15 protein-coding genes and 2 riboswitches are annotated in these 19,784 nt (G+C 52.6%); of the genes, 10 read left to right on the top strand and 5 right to left on the bottom strand.

From position 1 onward, the window contains the following. Positions 1–2,297, top strand: a 2,297-nt coding sequence (locus tag PCH05_RS16765) for an S-layer homology domain-containing protein (RefSeq protein WP_218030533.1), incomplete at its 5' end; no start/stop codon positions are given. Between the two features lie 185 nt (positions 2,298–2,482). Here PCH05_RS16765 and PCH05_RS16760 read toward each other — a convergent pair. Next, a complete protein-coding gene (locus tag PCH05_RS16760) occupies positions 2,483–3,133 on the bottom strand; it encodes an anthrax toxin lethal factor-related metalloendopeptidase (RefSeq protein WP_127603942.1) in 651 nt (216 codons plus the stop codon). A 53-nt stretch (positions 3,134–3,186) separates the two neighbouring features. After that, a riboswitch (cyclic di-GMP riboswitch) is annotated at positions 3,187–3,276 on the bottom strand. 103 nt (positions 3,277–3,379) lie between these two features. Further along, positions 3,380–3,466, bottom strand: a riboswitch (cyclic di-GMP riboswitch). 336 nt (positions 3,467–3,802) lie between these two features. On the opposite strand from PCH05_RS16760, the gene PCH05_RS16755 reads away from it, so the two are divergent. After that, positions 3,803–6,739, top strand: a complete 2,937-nt coding sequence (locus PCH05_RS16755) for a family 78 glycoside hydrolase catalytic domain (RefSeq protein WP_127603940.1) — start codon at positions 3,803–3,805, stop codon at positions 6,737–6,739. A gap of 103 nt (positions 6,740–6,842) precedes the next feature. On the opposite strand, the gene PCH05_RS16750 is transcribed toward PCH05_RS16755, so the two are convergent. Continuing rightward, entirely contained in the window at positions 6,843–7,118 is a 276-nt protein-coding gene (locus tag PCH05_RS16750) for a hypothetical protein (protein ID WP_127603938.1), read from the bottom strand. Positions 7,119–7,170: 52 nt separating this feature from the next. After that, positions 7,171–8,121, bottom strand: coding sequence for a hypothetical protein (locus tag PCH05_RS16745; protein WP_164766682.1), 951 nt, complete (start codon positions 8,119–8,121; stop codon positions 7,171–7,173). A gap of 446 nt (positions 8,122–8,567) precedes the next feature. On the opposite strand from PCH05_RS16745, the gene vanG reads away from it, so the two are divergent. Genes vanG through vanT form a run of 3 tightly spaced genes read left to right on the top strand, consistent with a single transcriptional unit; the run spans position 8,568 to position 11,838 of the window. After that, entirely contained in the window at positions 8,568–9,638 is a 1,071-nt protein-coding gene (gene vanG / locus PCH05_RS16735) for a D-alanine--D-serine ligase VanG (RefSeq protein ID WP_127603934.1), read from the top strand. Next, complete coding sequence (locus PCH05_RS16730) at positions 9,635–10,450, top strand: D-alanyl-D-alanine carboxypeptidase family protein (protein WP_127603932.1); 816 nt, start codon at positions 9,635–9,637, stop codon at positions 10,448–10,450. Before vanG ends, PCH05_RS16730 begins: the two co-directional genes overlap by 4 nt. After that, entirely contained in the window at positions 10,447–11,838 is a 1,392-nt protein-coding gene (gene vanT / locus PCH05_RS16725) for a serine racemase VanT catalytic subunit (RefSeq protein ID WP_246049670.1), read from the top strand. Before PCH05_RS16730 ends, vanT begins: the two co-directional genes overlap by 4 nt. Before the next feature lie 171 nt (positions 11,839–12,009). On the opposite strand, the gene PCH05_RS16720 is transcribed toward vanT, so the two are convergent. Next, the gene (locus tag PCH05_RS16720) at positions 12,010–12,780 is read right to left on the bottom strand and encodes a DeoR/GlpR family DNA-binding transcription regulator (RefSeq protein ID WP_127603928.1); all 771 of its coding nucleotides are present in this window, start codon (positions 12,778–12,780) and stop codon (positions 12,010–12,012) included. 252 nt (positions 12,781–13,032) lie between these two features. On the opposite strand from PCH05_RS16720, the gene PCH05_RS16715 reads away from it, so the two are divergent. The 5 genes from PCH05_RS16715 to phnX all read left to right on the top strand — a co-directional run bounded on the left by PCH05_RS16715 (position 13,033) and on the right by phnX (position 18,439). Then, positions 13,033–13,785: an ABC transporter ATP-binding protein gene (locus PCH05_RS16715; protein WP_127603926.1), complete on the top strand. Its 753-nt coding sequence runs from the start codon at positions 13,033–13,035 to the stop codon at positions 13,783–13,785. Next, complete coding sequence (locus PCH05_RS16710) at positions 13,778–15,391, top strand: ABC transporter permease subunit (RefSeq protein ID WP_127603923.1); 1,614 nt, start codon at positions 13,778–13,780, stop codon at positions 15,389–15,391. Before PCH05_RS16715 ends, PCH05_RS16710 begins: the two co-directional genes overlap by 8 nt. A gap of 124 nt (positions 15,392–15,515) precedes the next feature. Then, on the top strand, positions 15,516–16,508 hold the full coding sequence (locus tag PCH05_RS16705; protein WP_127603966.1) for an extracellular solute-binding protein: 993 nt from the start codon (positions 15,516–15,518) through the stop codon (positions 16,506–16,508). A 21-nt stretch (positions 16,509–16,529) separates the two neighbouring features. Then, the gene (gene phnW, locus PCH05_RS16700) at positions 16,530–17,624 is read left to right on the top strand and encodes a 2-aminoethylphosphonate--pyruvate transaminase (RefSeq protein ID WP_127603921.1); all 1,095 of its coding nucleotides are present in this window, start codon (positions 16,530–16,532) and stop codon (positions 17,622–17,624) included. Next, entirely contained in the window at positions 17,621–18,439 is an 819-nt protein-coding gene (phnX, locus tag PCH05_RS16695) for a phosphonoacetaldehyde hydrolase (protein ID WP_127603919.1), read from the top strand. The genes phnW and phnX overlap by 4 nt, the downstream gene beginning before the upstream one ends. Before the next feature lie 96 nt (positions 18,440–18,535). Here the strand turns inward: phnX and PCH05_RS16690 are convergent, their stop codons facing one another. Further along, positions 18,536–19,597 (bottom strand): LCP family protein, encoded by a 1,062-nt coding sequence (locus PCH05_RS16690; protein WP_127603917.1) that lies wholly within the window; start codon positions 19,595–19,597, stop codon positions 18,536–18,538. Between the last annotated feature and the right edge of the window lie 187 nt (positions 19,598–19,784).

The raw sequence follows: 19,784 nt of genomic DNA, 5'->3' as shown, positions 1-19,784 counted from the left end.
AAGCCGGCCAAGTGCACGTTGTGTATTACACTGCAAACACACAGACCGTAACGGTCAACTACGTGGAGGAAGAAACGAACGATACGGTAGCTCCTTCAACGACTCAAAGCGGCGTAACGGATGCAACGATTACGCTGAAGGCCGCTGAGGTTCCAGGCTATACGCCGGTGAAAGCGGAGGACAGCTATACGTTCAAAGCGAACGAAGAGCATTCGTACACTTTTACGTATAAAAAGCAAGACTATACAGTCAAGGTACGATTTGTCGATGAAGATGGTAATGACTTGATTCCTGCACACAATCTGAGCGGCAAAGCCGGGGATGAGCTGACCGTAACCGCCAAAGAAGTAGCTGGTTACAGACCGGTTAAGGAGACGGATCAGTATGTCGTTACCACGAAAGATGATCAAGTCTATGAGTTCCATTACAACAAGCTCTATACGGTACTCGTCCAATTCGTAGACGAGGAAAACAAAGAACTGGCAACGGCGATCAACCTTGAGGGAATCGCAGGCCAAGAGCTGACTGTCACCGCGGCTGAAGTGAGCGGCTATACACCGCATAAACAAACCGATGTGTATGTCGTGAATAAGAATGCCATCCAATCGTACACGTTCTATTACACGGCTAACGAACAGCCGCAGCAAAAGCGTACAGTAACCGTGAAATATCTAACTAGCGATGAGGTAGTGCTGCAAAACCCGACAACCCAAGAGGGTGTCGTGGGTGAAACGATAACGCTTGAAGCACCGCATTTCGATGGTTATACGACGAAAGCATACAGTGTTCAGTACACGGTATCCGAGCAGGAGACCCAAGAGTATGTATTCCTCTATACCAAAGTCGAGAATCCGGATGCAGAACAGCGTACCGTTACAATCCATTACGTGGATCAGGGCACCGGAAATGCACTGGCTGAGGATACAATCATTCAAGGCAATGTAGGCGATACGCTCCTGCTCACGGCAGACAAGATTACGATCGATGAATCGGTGTACACGCCAATCAACTTCCAGCACGATTACATCGTTACCGGAGACGCTGAGCAAAGCTATACCTTCTATTACCTGGAGGGTGATGTGGAGAACATTCAGCAGGTCCTCGTGAAATACGTGGATCAGGAATCCGGGCAAACATTCAAAGAGCATGTGCGCAAAGGAAGAGTTGAAGAGTCCATCACAATCGCGCCTGGCAGCATTAAAGTTGGCGATGTTGTGTACACACCAGTGAACCCTGTGACCGAGTACATGTTTACCTCGGAAGAGAATCAGGAAATCGAGATTTACTTTGTCAAAGAAGGCGCTCCGGTAGAGATAACGAAGTCCGTGGCGGTCAAGTATGTCGATCAGGACTCAAACACCGAAGTAGCTCCTTCGACAGTAGAAACAGGCAAGGTCGGAAGCAGTATCACGCTGACCGCTGTATCGGTTGCAGGATACACACCTGTTAAATCTTCTGAGGTTTACAAGGTTGAGGATCAAGACGGGCAGGAGTACATTTTCTACTATAAGAAAAATACACCGCCAGTGACGCCGGTCGATCCTAACCCAAGCACGCCAAGCAATCCATCGGGATCCTCCAGCGTAACGCCGCTGCCGCCGGCACCTCCGGTTGTGACGCCATTGCCGCCAGCGCCGCCGAAGCTGGAAACCGATAACCATTACAACTACATCAACGGCTATCCGGACGGCATGATCAAACCGGAGAACAACATCAGCCGCGAAGAAGTCGCCGCTATTTTCTACCGCCTGATGGACGATGCGACGCGCAGCGATTACCTCAAGAACGCGAGCACGTATAAAGATGTCGCGGGCACGCGTTGGTCGAGCAAAAACATTGCCACGATGGAAAATGCGGGCATCATCACCGGCTATCCGGACGGAACGTTCAAGCCGGAGCGTCAAATTACCCGCGCTGAGTTCGCGGCCATCGCATCCCGATTCGATAATCTGGATGAGCAGGAAAATTCGATGTTCTCCGATATCAAAGGCCATTGGGCCGAGAAGTACATCGTGTCGGCAGCGAACAAAGGCTGGATCAAAGGTTATCTGGACGGCAAATTCAAGCCGGATCAATACATCACTCGCGCGGAAGCCATGGCCTTCATCAACAGCGTCTTGAACCGTAAGGTCAAAGCGGACGGAATTCATGAGGATGCCAAGAAATGGCCGGACAACACACCGAACAAGTGGTATTACACGGACGTGCTTGAAGCAACCAATAACCATGATTACAGCAGAAACACAGACAACTCGGAAACTTGGGAACAAGTAAAACCAGATCGCGTATATCCATAATTATTCAGCATCAGACCCTGAATATCCGTATGAATCCCAAAAGGCTCCTCTACAAAGAGGAGCCTTTTGCTTTAAGATTATAGAATTTATAAATTTCAGCGAAGCTGAACCATTCTATAATCGCAAGAAAAACTTCAGCTAAATGCGGTCTGTCTCCCTTGAAGGTACGTCGATAGACGTTTTTCTTATTTATTGAACAGCTTGTCCATATAAGCATAAGTTAATGGCGTGCTGGCTTTCAGTTCGTCACGGGTTGTTTCGTTGTATACGTACATGCTGGCGGCTTCTGCAAAATACTCTACCGGATAGACCGACATGTAGCCGTCATTTCCATAATTCACAGCGGCTTCTTTATTGAAAATATTTTTGAACTCCTGCGTGTCGCTGGCGGTGTTAAAAACAAAGCGATCGATGGCGTGCATCGTTTCATGAATCTCAAGATTATACGAATTATGGCCTTTGCCTTTTTTGCTGTATCCGATCCGAACGACAACGTCCTTTTCGCTGACACCCGGCACATCATCCCAAGTCAGGCCGGTTCCTTCCCAGCCTCTAGGCGTTACGCCTTTCAGGTATTTCAGTTCCGGTTCATTGGTAATAATGTCGTTGGTGAAAATGATCTTGACTCCTTTGTCTTTCAGCGACTTCAAAATGGGAGCCGGTATTCTCTCCAGACGCCCGATCATGGCATTGGCTTCTTTGACGTTGTAATCGCCTGTCGGCAGGACAACCAGTTGATCCATCAAGGCATCCTGCGCATGGGCAGCTTGTTTAGGAAATGCGCCGATCAATGTAAAAATAATGATGACAGCTAAAATGCGTTTGGTCCATTTCATCTCGAACATCCTCCAAGAGCCCTCGTTCCCTCAAGGAACGTAGGACTTCAAATATCGGTAACTGGCTAGCATGGCGATGCTTCATCGCGTTAGCTCCTATAGCTTTGCGCCCCCATTTTTCAATGGGTTTGCCTTTGTCAATACGGAGTTGACGTATGTAATTGTCGAAAAAATGATCGAAAGCGCGAAAAACCCTTCTCACCGAAATAAGAAGGGTTGAATAACAACGTAAACGCTGCGTCTTATGTCGGTAACTGGCTGGCATGGCGAAAATTCGCGTTAGCCCCTGTAGTTTTGCGTCCCCACTTTTCAATGGGTTTGCCTTTATCATTTTTTAGGGTCTGGCAATTAAATCTATTATCTACCAATATATTAAGTCTGCTAGATTTAATAGTCAAGAAGAAAATTACTACATAAGGACTATAAATAAACATAAAACCTAGCCCCTTTTTCCCATTTCGAATTTGGCGGAAACCGTCGTATTCCGGGAACCGAAAAATATAGCATTTTTCCTGCAAAAATCGAATAACACACCTATAGAAGCAAGGTAATTTCGAATTGAAAAATTGGGCTTGGTCAGCAGGAATGACATCTATGACTGGTGAAACGTTAGAGCAGAACGATCATGAATACGGATGACGATCAAGCTTAATGAGGGAGCTGGAGCCGATGGATTCAAGGTCATGGAGCGCGAAGTGGATTTGGGGCGGAGAAGAGGAGAGCCCGCGCAATGAGTGGCGGTGCTTTCGCAAAACGTTCGAGCTGCCGGAAGAAGAAACGGTAGGAGCGGCTTGGCTGCATATTGCCGCGGATTCCCGTTACGTTCTGTATGTGAATGGGGAGCAGGTGGGACGCGGGCCGGTGCGATCCTGGAGAGAAGAGCAGTTTTACGATTCTTATGAAGTCAGGCATCTGCTGCATGCGGGGGAGCGCAACGTCATTGCCGTCCATGTGCTGCATTTTGGCGTGACGAATTTCTACTATATCCTCGGACGCGGCGGATTGCTTGCCGAGCTGGAATGCGAAGTGACGTCGGGGGACGCAACGGCTGCTGAATCGAAGCCAATCCTGCGGGTGGGCAGCGATGATACATGGACTACCTCAAGACTGCAGGCGCAGAATCCCGCCTCACCACGCATGTCCTGCCAGCAGGGCTTTGCCGATCTGTACGATGCGCGACTGTGGGATGAGCGCTGGATCGCGGCCGACTACCGCGAAGACAGACCAGGCTCAATCTGGGAGCCGGCCAAAGTGATCGGACCGCCGGGAGTAGAGCCCTGGAAGCGGCTAGTCCCAAGAGACATCCCCTTTTTGACGGAAGAAAAAATCTATCCATCCCGCATCGTGTCCCTGCGCCGGGTTCAGGCACCAGCATGGTCTGCTGTGCTGGATCTACGGGCGGCCATGATGCCGGACAGCATCCACCATGCCAATCCGGTGAGCTTTGTCGGTTATTTGGCGGGAGAACTGGTGCTGAATGAAGCCGGCAATGTGACCTTCGGTTTCCCTGCTGGCCGGCGGACCGACAACATGTGGGTGGACGGCAGGCTTTGCGCGGACTGGACCGGAGACTTGCCGGAACGGTACTGCACGCTGGAGCTTGCGGCTGGAGCGCATTTTGTGCTGATCGATGTGACGTCCTGGGATCACGGGGGCGCCTTCCACCTGGCGGCGCATGCCGAGGTACCGCTGGAATGGAGAACGCCGGGAGGAAACGGGATGCAGCCGGCTGGAGGACCGCCGCTTGTGCTGATCGGCCCTTTCGATACGACGGTCCATATCGATCATCAGGATTCGAAGCCGTTTAGGCTGGATCATCCGGCATATTTGAAGGCTGCCGGTGCGGCGTATATGACAGAGCTTCAGGAGCTGGCGAGCTGGGTTCAGCCTTTTCCGCAGGCGCTGTACAGCGAAGAGGATGTATTCGGTACGAGCGTATGGACGGTCGAGGCAGAGCCGCATACCATACCTTCGCAGCTAGAGCGGGCAATTACGCCGACACCGGAGCCGGCCGTGCTGCCGCTGTTTGGCCAAGGGGCCGGTGATTGCGAAATCGTAATCGACGTGGGCCGGGAAACCTCGGGATTCATCGGCTTTGAGGCGGAAGCGGAAGCTGGCACGGTTGTGGATGTGTACGGCTTGGAGTATATGCGGGACGATTACCGTCAGCACACGTACGGCTTGGACAATACAATCCGCTACGTGTGCCGGCAGGGGCGGCAGCGGTATTTGTCGCCGGTTCGCCGGGGATTCCGGTACATGGTGCTGACGGTTCGAAAAGCTTCGGCTCCCGTCAAGCTGCATGAGGTGTATGTCAATCAAAGCACATATCCGGTGACGAATGCGGGCGCCTTCCAATGCTCCGACCCGCTGCTGAACGAAATATGGAATATCAGCCGGCATACGACGAGGCTGTGCATGGAGGATACGTTCGTGGATTGCCCATCGTATGAGCAGGTCTTTTGGGTCGGGGACAGCCGGAATGAGGCTCTGGTCAACTATTATGTTTTTGGGTCGCTGGATATCGTGAAGCGATGCCTGAATCTCGTTCCCGGCTCGAAGGACATGTCGCCGCTGTATATCGATCAGGTGCCAAGCGGCTGGAGCAGCGTGATTCCGAACTGGACCTTCTTCTGGTCGATTGCCTGTCTGGAGTATGTCGAGCATACGAATGATACGGATTTTGCCGCGAAAATATGGCCGGAGGTGCGGTATACGCTGGAACATTACTTGCAGAAGCTGAATGCGGACGGACTCCTGGATATGCGGGGCTGGAACTTGCTCGACTGGGCGCCGATTGATCAACCGAATGAAGGCATCGTCACGCATCAGAATCTGATGCTCGTGCACGCGCTGAACAAGGCGGCGGAGCTGGCGCGGATCGCCGGCGGGGACGATCAGGATATCGAACGGCTGCTTCGTGCTGGCAGAGGACTGGCCGCGGCAATCAATGCCCATTTATGGGAAGAAGGGAAGCTGGCGTATCTCGACTGCATTCATGCAGATGGAAGACGTTCGGATATTTTCAGCATGCAGACTCAGGTACTAGCCTACCTTACAGGCGTGGCATGCGGCGACCGGAGAGAAACCATCGGCTCGTATTTGCTGAGCCCTCCTGCGGCTTTTGTCCAGATTGGCAGTCCGTTTATGTCTTTCTTCTATTATGAGGCTTTGGTGGATGCGGGACGGTATGAGCAAATGCTGAACGACATCCGCTTCAATTACGGACAGATGGTACGGTACGATGCCACCACGTGCTGGGAGATGTATCCGAATTTCTCGGAGAACCGGGCGAATCCCGACCAACTGACGCGCAGCCACTGTCACGCCTGGTCGGCCGCACCGGGTTACTTCCTGGGCCAAGGCATCCTTGGCGTGAAGCGTGCGAATCCTGGCTGGACTCGCGTTCTCATTGAGCCTCATCCTTGCGATCTCGCCTGGGCCCGGGGCAGCGTGCCGCTGCCGCAGGGCGGACGGATCGACGTGAGCTGGAGCGTGGACGGCGATACGATGAACGTACGCGTGGCTGCGCCAAGCAGCGTGGAGGTCGAGGTGCGGATTCCGGCGGGGATGCGCGAGCAGGTGACCTTGGCGGTTAACGGATAGTTCGGTCATGCCCCATGGGATGAAATGAAAAATACCGTCAAATCTGACGGTATTTTTTATGATTCGAAAGCAGCGGTCAGTACGGTCATCGACTCAAGCTTCTTCACCGCAGACTTTGTCGATCCAATTCCTCCATATTGCGGATATACCGTTCCAGCTGCTCTTGATGGGCTTGAATTTCCTGCATATGAACGGCTGAGCCTTTCAGAAAGGCTTCCATTTGGCGTGACAGTTCATCTGCCGACAATCCTTTCCAGTCCTGCAAGCGGTTATAGATGGACTTCACCTGCTGTTCCTGGGCTTGCAGCCTTTGGCGCAGCTGATGGCACTGCTGTACTGCTCGCTTGAGATCTTCCAGCTCTAAGGAAATCCTGCTCATTTGCTCACCCCCTGTTTGCACGAGGCGTCATTGCTATGGATGACTCTCCTCATTAGGATTGATCTGCGATCATAAAATCCTGTGCTTTGCGGTCGATGTAATCGGCTATCCCGGTGATGGATTCCTCATACCAGCGGTTCATGCTCGATAGCTTGGCAGAGGCGCTCTCCACGATCGGCCGCAGTGAGCGGCTTTCGCTCGTGCTTGTGCTCGTCTGGAACAGCTGGATCAGTGCTTGGGCGTCATGCGAAAATTCCTGCAGATTAGACCGCATCTGTCTTGCTGCTTGCAGAAGTTCCTCCGGTGTTAGCTGAATCTTGCGCCCTGATGCATCTCCGACATAGATATTGCCGAAACCGGCTGCAAATACCTGTCCGAGCAAGCCCATTCGGGGACCATATTCCGCTATCAGCTCTTTCCAGGCATCTCCAAGCTCCGCTCGTGCTCTCATCCTGTCTTCATAATACGTTACGCGCGGCAGGCCGCTGACCTCATCTCCATCCATCGTAAACAGCTTGTTGCTGATATTGCCCGTCTGTTCATCAAAATTGAAATAGTCGAGCGAATGGTTGCCTTCGCCGGCAATCGAGTTATAAAATTTTGCTAAGATTCCCTGCTGCCCGAGAGGAAGCGTGAGCGGGACGAACTGAATGGGGGTCCATTTGGGACCGAGCAGGAACTGGGAAAAGGCGTTATCCCTTTTCACCGGTACCGCTACAGGCAGGTTGATTTTCCATTCGGTTTGGTTGGCCTGTTTAAAATTGGCGTTAATATAATATGTCTCTCCCACATGCCTTGAAGCACTGCTGGCTCCGGAGCCGATCGTGTCTTTGGGATTCACGTAAGCGATGTTGGTTTTGCTGAAATCTCCACGCTTGGCTTTCTTCTGCAGGTCATCCGGCAGAAGGTGAACGATGCCGGGGGCATTATAGGTCACGGAAGGCAGCCCGTTCAGCTGGTTGAAGAAGCCAAGACAGCGGGCAAACAATTTATTCAGGATCACTATGATACGGAATTTATTTGTACGGATTACGAGATTGTGGACCCTTCTGTACAATCTACCATCTATCTCAATGGCTACGTAACAGGTCATGAGAAAGAGAAGATTACCGTCGTCTACAGTTATCATACTCATCAGGTAAGAACCGTCATTGGTCCGGATTGGTTTATAGAAAGCGAAACGGATAAACAGTAATAATTTTACATTTATTATACTTTGAGTATTATAAATTATTAAATATGTCCAAGCAACGTTTAGATAGACTAGGCCGTATGACTCTTTCATGCCACCCCCCTGATTTTCCCCAACTTTATCTTTTCTTTAACATTCCTTTACCAACTTTTATTTTTCGTTTCTATTTACTTTATTTCCCTTTCCTATAATGGAATCATCTTGGCGCTGGACTGCGTGATTCGGGGGTCCGGCCCGTATGAACTGGGGAGATTATTATGCAAAATAAACATAAAAAAACGGTCGCGGTACTGTTCGGCGGCTGCTCGACGGAATATGGCGTTTCACTGAAATCGGCGGCTTCGGTCATCGATTATTTGGACGAGTCCCAATATGAGCTGGTTCAGATCGGCATCACGAGAGAGGGGACGTGGCTGAGGTACGGCGGAAACGCCGATGGGATTCGCGAGGACCGCTGGCAGGAACATCCCAGCTGCATTCCGGCGTTTTTGTCGCCAAGCCGGGAAGTTGCGGGAATCGTGGAGCTGGCGGGAACGGAATTCCGCGTGACGCCCGTTGATGTGGTGTTTCCGGTGCTGCACGGCAAGAACGGCGAGGACGGCACGGTGCAGGGACTGCTGGAGCTGGCTGGAATTCCTTACGTCGGCTGCGATACATTGTCTTCTGCGATTTGCATGGACAAGGGAATCGCAGGCCAGCTCGTGAAGGCCGCCGGAATCGATACGGCCGCCTCCATCACTGTCTATGCGGGAGATGATCTATATACCGCTGTAAAAGAGGCGGAGCCGCTAGGATTCCCGCTGTACATCAAGCCGGCCCGCTCCGGTTCCTCCTACGGCATCACCAAGGCTTACGACAAGCTGGAGCTGATGGAAGGCATCCGCTTTGCTTTTATGCATGATACCAAAGTCATTGTCGAACAAAATATTGCCGGCTTTGAAGTCGGCTGCGCCGTGCTTGGCGATGCGGAACCGATGATTGCCGAGATCGATGAAATCGAGCTGCAGGGCGAATTCTTCGATTATGACGAGAAATATTCCCTGATCTCTTCGAAAATCCATCTGCCCGCGAGAATACCAACAGAAACCGCGGACAGCGTAATGGAAAAAGCAAAAATAATTTACCGCGTCCTCGGCTGCAGCGGGCTGGCAAGAGTCGATCTGTTCATCAGCGAGGACGGGCGCATCGTGTTTAACGAGGTGAACACCATGCCGGGGTTTACGGCGGCAAGCCGGTACCCGAATATGATGCGCGCCAGCCATATTTCGTACCCGGAGCTGATGGACCGGCTGATCCGGCTTGCGCTTCAAAAGGGGGCGGCTCTATGATTCGCACAGGCGAAAGCGTGATTCGCATGAATCCGAACATGATCCATACGGGTCCTCTGATTCTGGTGAATTCCGAGCATCCGTTGCAGTCTGCCATTCATAGCAAATATTTAGCGCCTGTTCAGCAGATTGCGCCTGCAAGCACGGAGGAGAAGCATATGCGCCTGGAGCGGACATGCCTGCGGCAGCTGGAGGCTTTGCTTGAAGCCTGCCGGGCTGAAGCGCAGATCGGCATCGTCAGCGGCTACCGCACCCGCATGGAGCAGCAGCGGATTTACGAGAAGTCCTACGCAGACAACGGGCCGATATTTACCGCCAGTTATGTGGCACGGCCCAATGAGAGCGAGCACCAGACGGGGCTTGCGGTCGATGTCGGCGAGCTGAACGCAGGCGTCGACTATCTCTGCCCATCCTTTCCGGATCACGGCGTATTTGCGGATTTCCGGCGGCTGGCAGCGGACTACGGCTTTGTGCAGCGCTACAGGCAGGGAAAGGAGCATCTTACCCATATTGCTTGCGAGCCGTGGCATTTTCGTTATGTTGGCATTCCCCATGCGACCCTCATGGCGCAGTACGGTATGTGCCTGGAGGAGTATACGCTGTACATGCAGCAGTTTACCTGGAACGGACCCCATTTGTTCAAAAAAATGAAGGGGCATCTGATCGAGATGTTTTTTGCGGAGTCGGGAGAAGTGAAAGAGATCCCGATCAACATGGGCAAAGGTGCCCGGGTGGAGGTTTCGGGAAATAACGTGAACGGATGCATCTTGACGATCTTTCACCGTTTGGGAGGGGAGGAGGGTGGATCATGAACCTGATCCTCTTGACAGTGCTCGCTTGCGTGCCGCTGGTTCTTTTTCCTGCTGTGATGCTGCTGACGGCAACCGGCATGGAACAACGACGATTACCGGGTTCTGAACCGGCAGGAGCCAACATCCGGCATCGCTATAAAGGCGCGCTGCGGCTATCCCGGTATCATTCGCTGCCAATGCCTGTCCTTGTACCGGTTCCTTCAGTCCATCCCAAGACACCTTACGCTCCCATACATCCCTCCGGCCGCCGACCGGAGGTGGTGAGCTGTCGTCACCGGGCTTGGGCGGAGATCAATCTGGGGCATTTGCGGCATAATGCAGCTGAATTGCAGCGGTTATTGCCCGCGGGGACGCGCATCATGGCAGTTATAAAGGCCGATGCCTATGGCCATGGCAGCGTAGAGGTGGCGCAGGCGCTGAACCGCAGCGGCATTCGCCATTTTGCCGTGGCGGAGATCGGTGAAGGGATCAGGCTGCGACAGCATGGCATTCAAGGCGAGATTCTCGTCCTGGGATACACCTCCCCAGAACTGGCCTCCATACTTGCCCATTACCGGCTGACCCAGACGCTGGTAAGCAGAGAATACGGCGAATCCCTGGAATCATACGGCGCTCCGATTCACGTACACGTCAAAATCGACACCGGCATGAACCGGCTGGGCGAGCCGTATGGGGATCTCCCCTCCATTCGGGCCTGCTACCGTTTCCCGCATTTGCAGGTTACAGGTACGTTCAGTCACCTGTCGATGTCAGGCAGTCTGGAAGAGGCGGAGACCGATTTCACGCGGGAGCAGTTCCGCCGGTTCAATCATGTGATCGGACAGCTGAATCTGGAAGGGGTGGACCCAGGGCAAATCCATATCCAGAGCAGCTACGGCATTCTGAACTATCCGGTGGACGGCTATGATCTGGTCCGGCCGGGAATTGCGCTGTACGGGCTTTTAAGCCAGGAGGGGGATCAGGTGCGAAGACGTGCCGACTTACGGCCCGTACTCACGCTGAAGGCCGCCGTGACCCAGGTGAAAGAGGTGGAGGCCGGTCATCCGGTCGGATATGGGCGTGATTATGTCCCATCTCGAAATATAAGGATCGCAACCGTATCCATCGGCTATGCCGACGGCATTCCGAGGTCGCTGTCCGAGCATGGGGGATATGTGCTTATCCGGGGGCAGCGTGCAAGCATCGTCGGAAGCATCTGCATGGATCAGCTGACCTTGGATGTGACCTCCATCGATGGCGTCCGGCAGGGGGACACGGTCACGCTGATCGGACAAGACGGCGAGGAAACGATCACGGCCAGTGAGATCGCCGGCCGCTGCGGCACGGTGACCAACGAAATTCTGAGCCGTCTGGGCAGTCGGGTGAAGCGGGTATACGTAGAGGAATAACCGTACAAACGCCAGGGGAATTGATATCTTCGTCGGCAACCGAAACCCAATAACCCATGCATCGAACGATCAACTATCGTTTTGGCAAACCAAATAAAAAGCGGGCCATGCTTCTGAACTTCCTCAGGAAAGCGGTCCGCTTCTTTTTCGTGCCTGTATTGATTTCATTGCTTATTCGAACTCATAGCCGGCAATGACGAGACTCGTGTCCGTTTTTTTGAACTTCGGAAGGAAGCTCCGGTCTACATTCCCATCCGTCACAATGGTATGGATCCGGTCCAGCGGCGCGATGGAAATCGTGACGTCTTTGCCGAATTTCGTACTGTCTGCAGCTACAAACACCTCTTTGGAGAGCTCGATCATCTTTTTGCGCGTGACGGCTTCCTCCAGATTATAGTCCGAGATGCCTCTTTCGATCGTGATGCCGCTGCAGCAGATAAAAGCCTTGCGCACGTTCAGCTCATGGAAATTGAAAATATAGTCGAAGGCCACGACCGACTGCTCGTCCTGACGGATTTTTCCCCCGATCATGATCAGCTCGACTTCGCAGTTCATGAGTTCGTTAATGACCGGAATGGAGTTCGTAATCACCGTAAGCTTCTTTTTCTGTTTGATATATTTGGCAATCTGATAGGTTGTCGAGCCGCTGTCGATATAGATGCAGTCACCATCCTGAATGAACTCGCTGCATTTGCGGGCGATTTGTTCCTTTTCCTCCAAATGATTGACCATCCGTTCGTCCATGGAGGATTCCCCGAACCGGTCGACCAGCTTGATCCCGCCGTAGATTTTTTCAATCTTCCCTTGGCTGGAGAGCAGTTGGATATCCCTGCGCAGCGTATCGACGGAAATATCCAATTCATCGGTCAACTCATTCATTTTGAGCACCTTTTTGACGGCTAACAGATCCAGTATTTTCTTTTGCCTTTCCAGTGGCAGCATTTCGTTCACCCGCTAATATATGACGTAAAATGGCAATGCTTGTCTACAGCACAAACAATTCCAGTGTACTGTCCGGTCCCCAAGAGTTCAATAGATTTTACATAGATCGTGATTTGGAACCTGTAAAGCAGCGATAGAGTTGGTCATAAGTTATGAAACAGTTATGCATAATTTACGCAAAATTTACACAGTCACGCATTCGGGATGACATATGGTTCTTATACTGGGGTTGTGCTTAAGGAGGTGAGCGGTTTGCTGAAGCTGCATCATATTAGCAAACAATTTGACGATAAAACAGTTCTGGATGACATCAACCTCGAAATCGGCACCGGCGAAATCGTGTCGCTCCTCGGTCCAAGCGGCAGCGGGAAGACGACCCTGCTCAATCTGATTTTGGGTCTGACCCCCATGGATCACGGCAGCATTGTTTTTAACGATGTGGACCTGACCCGTGTCCCGATGAAAAAGCGCGGTTTCAATATTGTTTTTCAAGATTACGCCTTGTTTCCGAATCTGAACGCCTATGACAACATCGTTTACGGCCTGCGCAATCAAAAGGGACTGGCGAGCAAGAAGGAGGTTCAGGAGTATATCGATTTCCTGGAATTGACCCCGCATTTGAAAAAGAGGATCGGCGAGCTCTCCGGCGGGCAAAAGCAGCGGGTGGCACTCGCCAGAACGCTGGTCACGAAGCCGAAAATCCTGCTGCTCGACGAGCCGCTCAGCGCGCTGGACGGAGTGATTAAGGAGTCCATCAAACAGCGGATCCAATCGATTGCAAGGGAATTCAAGCTGACGACCATCATTGTGACGCATGATCCGGAGGAAGCCTTAACGCTGTCGGACAAAATCCTGATCATCAACCAGGGCAAAATCTCGCAGTTCGGCACGCCTCAGGACATCATCCACCATCCGGCCAATGATTTCGTAGAGCAGTTCATCATCAAGCAGCTGCAGATCAAACGGCAGAACATTTATAACCTGTTCGGTGAGTCATATGCATAGCGTTAAACCCGAGATGCGTATCGTCTTCACCCTGCTGCTGCTGCTGTTTGCCGGATTTCTCTTCCTGCCGCTTATCGTTTTGTTCATCCGTTCGTTTGAAACCGATCAGGGCTTTGCGTTTGCGAACTACGTGTCCGTCTGGAAGGAACGGGACATGCTCGGAGCGACCTGGAACAGCATCAAAGTATCAGTGGTTACGGCTGTCCTGACCACGGTGCTTGGTTTTATCCTGGCCTACTCCATTCACTGTACCAACATATCCCGTCCCATCAAGGGCGTTTTGAGAACCGTCATCATCGTGCCGATGCTGCTGCCGACGATTACCTATGGATTCGCCATCATGTACTCGTTTGGCAATCAGGGGCTGATCACGAAGCTCATCGGACGGAACTTATTCGAAATATATGGCTTCAACGGCCTGCTGACAGGCTATGTCATCTACACGCTGCCGCCGGCCTTTCTGCTGATTCATAACGCCTTCGGCTATATCGATAAGAAATTCATTATCGTATCGAGGCTTATGGGCGACGGGACGGCCCGGAGCTTTCTGAATACCGTCGTGCGGCCGCTTGCGGGCGCGCTGGGCGGAGCCTTTGTCCTTTCGTTCATCCTGAGCTTCACGGATTTCGGGATCCCTGCTTCGGTAGGCGGAACGTATTCGGTCATTGCGGCCCAGCTGTATCAGGTCATGCTCGGCTCCATACCGGATTTCAACCAGGGTGCGGTCATCGCCGTGCTGATGCTGGTTCCCGCGGTGTTCGGGATTTGGCTGCTGCAGTACCTGGAGAAGCTGAATTACCATTATGACAAAATCACCCGCGTGGAGCTGCCGAGGCACCGCGTCCGTGATACCGGCTTCGGAATTGTCTCTACCGTGATTGTGCTGTCCATGCTCTCCATCTTTGCCGTCATGTTCATCGCGCCTTTCATGAACAGCTTCCCGTATGATCTCAGCTTTACATTCAAGCATGTGAAGAGCGTGCTGGAGTCGAGCGATCTGACCGGGGTTTACAAAAACTCGCTATGGACCTCGCTGCTGACCTCCCTGTTTGGAACGCTGACCGCGTACGCCGCGGCGCTGCTGAATGTACGCACGAGGCTTCGGGCGAGGGGAGCCACGGACATTGTCTCCATGATGACCAATACCGTGCCCGGCATGGTGCTCGGGATCTCGTACCTGCTCCTCTTCAACGGCAGCAGCCTGAAGAGCACGTTTGCGATCATCGTGCTGTGCAACATCGTGCATCTGTTTACGACGCCGTATCTCATGGCCAAAAACTCCCTGTCCAAGATGAACCCCTCCTGGGAAACGACGGGCGAGCTGCTCGGAGACAGCTGGTTCAAGACCGTTTATCGGGTGATCCTGCCGAACTCGGCCTCCACGGTCATCGAGATGTTCAGCTACTATTTCATCAATTCGATGGTGACGATCAGCGGGATTATCTTCCTGGTGTCGGCCCAAACATCCGTTGTGGCCAGCAAAATCAAGGAGCTGCAGCATTTCGCCAAGTTTAACGAGATCTTCGTGCTGTCGCTGCTGATCTTCTTCACCAATCTGCTGATCAAGGTAATCTGCGATGTTCTGCAAAGAAGGGCCGCGAGGTAGTTGAGAAGGAAAGCCGGCGCTGTGCTGAAGAAGCGTCAGTGTTCGCCTGAAGATGATGTACCAAGCCGCCGTTAACCCCGGCCGCTCCCATAAAAATATGTTCAAGAAAGAGGGATTTACGACCATGTCCAAAACGATTAAAGGAATGCTCCTCACATTATTCGCCATCAGCCTGGTCATTGCCATGACCGGATGCGGCAGCAGTAAAGCGGAAGAAGCGAAAAAGGTGGTCATTTATACCAATGGCGACGAGGAAGCCGTCACTTCCATGGAAACCGCGCTTAAAAATGCCGGCTACGAAGGTCAATATGTGCTTCAATCGCTTGGCACCTCGGAGCTCGGCGGCAAGCTGATGGCCGAGGGCGGCAAGATCGAAGCGGATCTCATCACCATGAGCTCCTATTTTATCGAAAGCTCGCAGAGCAAGTACTCCATGTACAAGGACCTGTCGTTTACAACGAATGCGATGGATCAGTATCCAGCGTACTATATGCCGATTCTGGCCAATACCGGATCGATTTTCGTAAACACGGAAGTGCTGAAGCAAAAGGGTCTGCCGATGCCGGCGTCGATCAAGGACCTGACGAAGCCAGAGTTCAAAGGTCTGGTCTCCATCCCGAACATTATGGACTCTTCCACCGGCTGGCTGCTCGTTCAGGCCATCATCAGCCAGTATGGCAAGGAAGAAGGCAAAGCCGTTTTGCATGACCTGATCGCCAACGTCGGCCCGCATCTGGAAAGCTCCGGGTCCGGCCCGATCAAAAAGGTTGAGGCGGGTGAAGTCGCTGCAGGCTTCGGTCTGCGCCACCAAGCGGTCAAGGCCAAGGCTTCCGGCGCGCCGATCGATTACGTGGACCCGTCCGAAGGGAATTTCTCGCTGACGGAATCGGTAGCCGTGGTGGACAAGAAAAATGCCACAACCGACCTGGCGATGAAAATGGCAGAGACTATCATCAAGGATGCCCGCAAGGATCTAATCACCAACTATCCGGTGGCTTTGTATCAAGGCGAAACCGTGGAGGATGTCAACAAGCCGGCTCAATCCATGAAGTTTGCCGAGCCGTTGACCGTCGAGCTGCTTAAGGAACATCAGGACTTCTTCAATAGCGCAAAATAATCAGGCGGGGAGCGAAGCACAATGAACCACTACAAGCTGTTAACACCAGGACCGTTGACCACGACGCACACCGTAAAGGAAGTCATGCTGCTTGACCGCTGTACCTGGGACGATGAATATAAATCCATCACGCAAAAAATCAGATCGCAGCTGCTGGCGTTCGCTGGCGCCGATCCTCAGGAATATACGGCCGTGCTGATGCAGGGAAGCGGAACGTTCGCGGTGGAATCGGTCATGACATCGGCCATCTCCGATGACGATAAGGTGCTGATTGTTACGAACGGCGCATACGGCGAGCGCATCGTCCAGATGGCAGAGTATATTGGCTTGAACTACACGGAGTACCGCGTAAGCTACGACCGCCATCCGGAGGAGGCTGAGCTCAGAGCTCTGCTGGAGGCAGATCCGGAGCTGACGCATATCGCGATGGTTCACTGCGAGACGACGACAGGGATTCTAAATCCGATCGACAAGGTTGCCGAATTGTCCAGGGAATACGGAAAAACATTGATTATCGACGCCATGAGCAGCTTTGGCGGCATCGAAATCGATGTGGCGGGGCTCGGGATCGATTATCTCATCAGCAGCGCCAACAAATGCATCCAGGGCGTTCCCGGCTTCGGATTCGTGATCGCCAAGCTAGAGAAGCTTAAGGCTTGCCAAGGCATTGCGCGCAGCCTGTCGCTTGATTTGTACGATCAGTGGAAAGGGATGGACAAGGACGGCAAATGGCGCTTTACCTCTCCGACCCATGTCGTCGCCGCTTTTGCCAAAGCGATCGATGAGTTGATAGATGAAGGCGGAGTCCCTGCAAGATTCGCGCGCTATCAGGAAAATAACCGTCTGCTTCGCCAAAAGCTTGCGGACATCGGCATGGAGGCCTATATTGCGGAAGAAAAGCAGTCTCCGATCATTACGACCTTCCTCTTTCCAAGCGAAGGCTTCAGCTTCAGCGATTTCTATGCCTACATCAAAGAAAGAGGCTACGTCATCTATCCGGGCAAGCTGACGGACGTGGACACATTCCGCATCGGCAACATCGGGGAAATCTACAAGGAAGATATCGAGGAGCTTTGCGGCATCATAGCGGATTACATGGGAGGAATGAAACGATGAGCAAAATCGAGGGCGTAATTATGGATTGGGCCGGAACCGCGGTGGATTTTGGATGCTTTGCACCCGTAAACGTGTTCGTGGATATTTTCAAGAATGCCGGCATCGAAGTAACGATGGAGGAAGCCAGAGGTCCGATGGGCATGCTGAAAATTGATCATATCCGCGCGATGCTGTCCATGCCGAGAGTGTCTGGGCTGTGGGAGGACAAGTACGGAAGAAGCTTTGACGAGGAGGACGTAAAGCGGCTGTACGCTGAATTCGAGCCTGCCCTGATGGCATCCTTGTCCGAATATACGGATCCGATTCCAGGCGTCATCGAGACGGTACAAGAGCTTCGCTCCCAGGGACTGAAAATCGGCTCGACGACCGGATATACCCGCTCGATGATGGAGGTCGTCATCTCGGGTGCGAAGAACAAAGGCTACGGTCCGGATCATGTCGTGACACCGGATGATACAAACTCATACGGAAGACCTTACCCGTACATGATCTACCGCAACATGGAGGAGCTAAAGCTGTCCGCCTCTTGGAAGGTCGTTAAGGTCGGCGACACCGCTTCGGATATCCAGGAAGGCATTCAGGCCGGCGTGTGGTCGGTCGGCGTTGCGGTCGGCAGCTCCGAGATGGGCCTGACGGAAGCGGAGTACCAAGGACTCACCGAGTCGGAAAAAGAGGCAGCCATTTCGAAAACGCGGCAAACCTTCATGCAGCACGGGGCCGATTTCACCATTCAAACGATGAGCGAGCTTCCTCAGCTGATTGAGCGGATCAACGGCATGCTGGCCGAAGGTAAACGACCCGGCTGCAAGGGATGAATGTTACCGGGTACGTCGGACATAGCCCTTCAAACGGATAGCATGAGCAAACAACCACAACCTTTTCCGGTTGTGGTTGTTTGTCGGTACGTATCGTTATTTTTGACTCGGCTTGCTGTACAGACCCAGATGTTCGCCAAGGTTATGTTTGCCGTTATACTGCAGCCCTATGTTCGAGTACAGGGTTTCCATCGCTTGCTTCAGATCCTCTTCGTTCCAATATACGAAAGGACTTTTCCAATCGCCCTCCACCGTAAGCAGGCTGGTGGTATCCGGCTTCATTTTTCTGAAGTTCATGATCCAGCGCGTCAGGCTGTCTTCAGGGATATCCGTTTTGACGTTATCGCCGATGATATCCAGAATGTGTCCCCACTGGCTGATGCCGTTCAGGGAAGTGAGCTTGTCCAGCATCTGGTTTAAGACGATCTGCTGGCGCTTGTTGCGGTCAAAATCCGACGAAGGCGAGCTGCCGTCATTGGACTTGCGGTATCTCACGAAATCGAGCGTTTGCTTCCCGTCGAGATGCTGCGGACCTTTCGTGAGATTGATGTCCGTGCCGTCAGCGGTATCCTGGTAACGCATATCCATGTCCACATCGATATCGAGCCCGCCTACGGCGTCGATCGCCTGGCGGAAGCCGTCGAAGTTGATCATCACCATATAATCGATCGGAAGGTGGAACAGGTCGCCAAATTGCTTTTTGGTTTCTTCCATGGCCGTGGATTTGTCTTTGATATAATTATGGGCGAAATAATAGTTTGCTTTGTGGCTCGACTGCCCTTCCAGCGTGATCTTCAGGTCGCGCGGAATGGAGAGCAGGCTGGCGCTTTTCGTCTCCGGGTTCAGCGTCACGAGCATCATCACGTCGGTGTTCATCGTGCCGCCGCTGCCCTCGCGGTTGTCAATGCCGGTGAGGAGGAAGGTCTTTGGCTTCAGGTCATCCTCGCTGACGTTTTCCGTTTGAGGAACCGGGCGTTCCGATGGTTCATGCTGCGAAGACTGGTATTCGGCCGCGGCAATTTTATGTACGGCTGACATGGCCTTTTGATGGAGCACTCCGGCATAAACCCCGGCAGCGATGATCAAGACTCCAATCACGCCGATGAAGCTGAGTACTACTTTGCGAACAACACTCTTTTTTTTCTTGGGACGAGCCATAATTTCCTCCACTTTCTAAAAGGTAGTTCGCTCGGGAGGAACCGCCAATCCATCAGCCCGCAGGCTGGACATCCGCGTTTATTCGCGACAGGCCGGTACGTCGTTTCCCAAGCAAGCGAGGGTTTCTATCATTTCTCGTAAAAATCCGCTATATCTATGTATACTATAAAAACCTATCATTGAGCAA

Source organism: Paenibacillus chibensis, from assembly GCF_004001045.1.
Taxonomy (GTDB): Bacteria; Bacillota; Bacilli; order Paenibacillales; family Paenibacillaceae; genus Paenibacillus_AQ; species Paenibacillus_AQ chibensis.
This window is presented reverse-complemented; position numbering and strand designations above follow the sequence as displayed.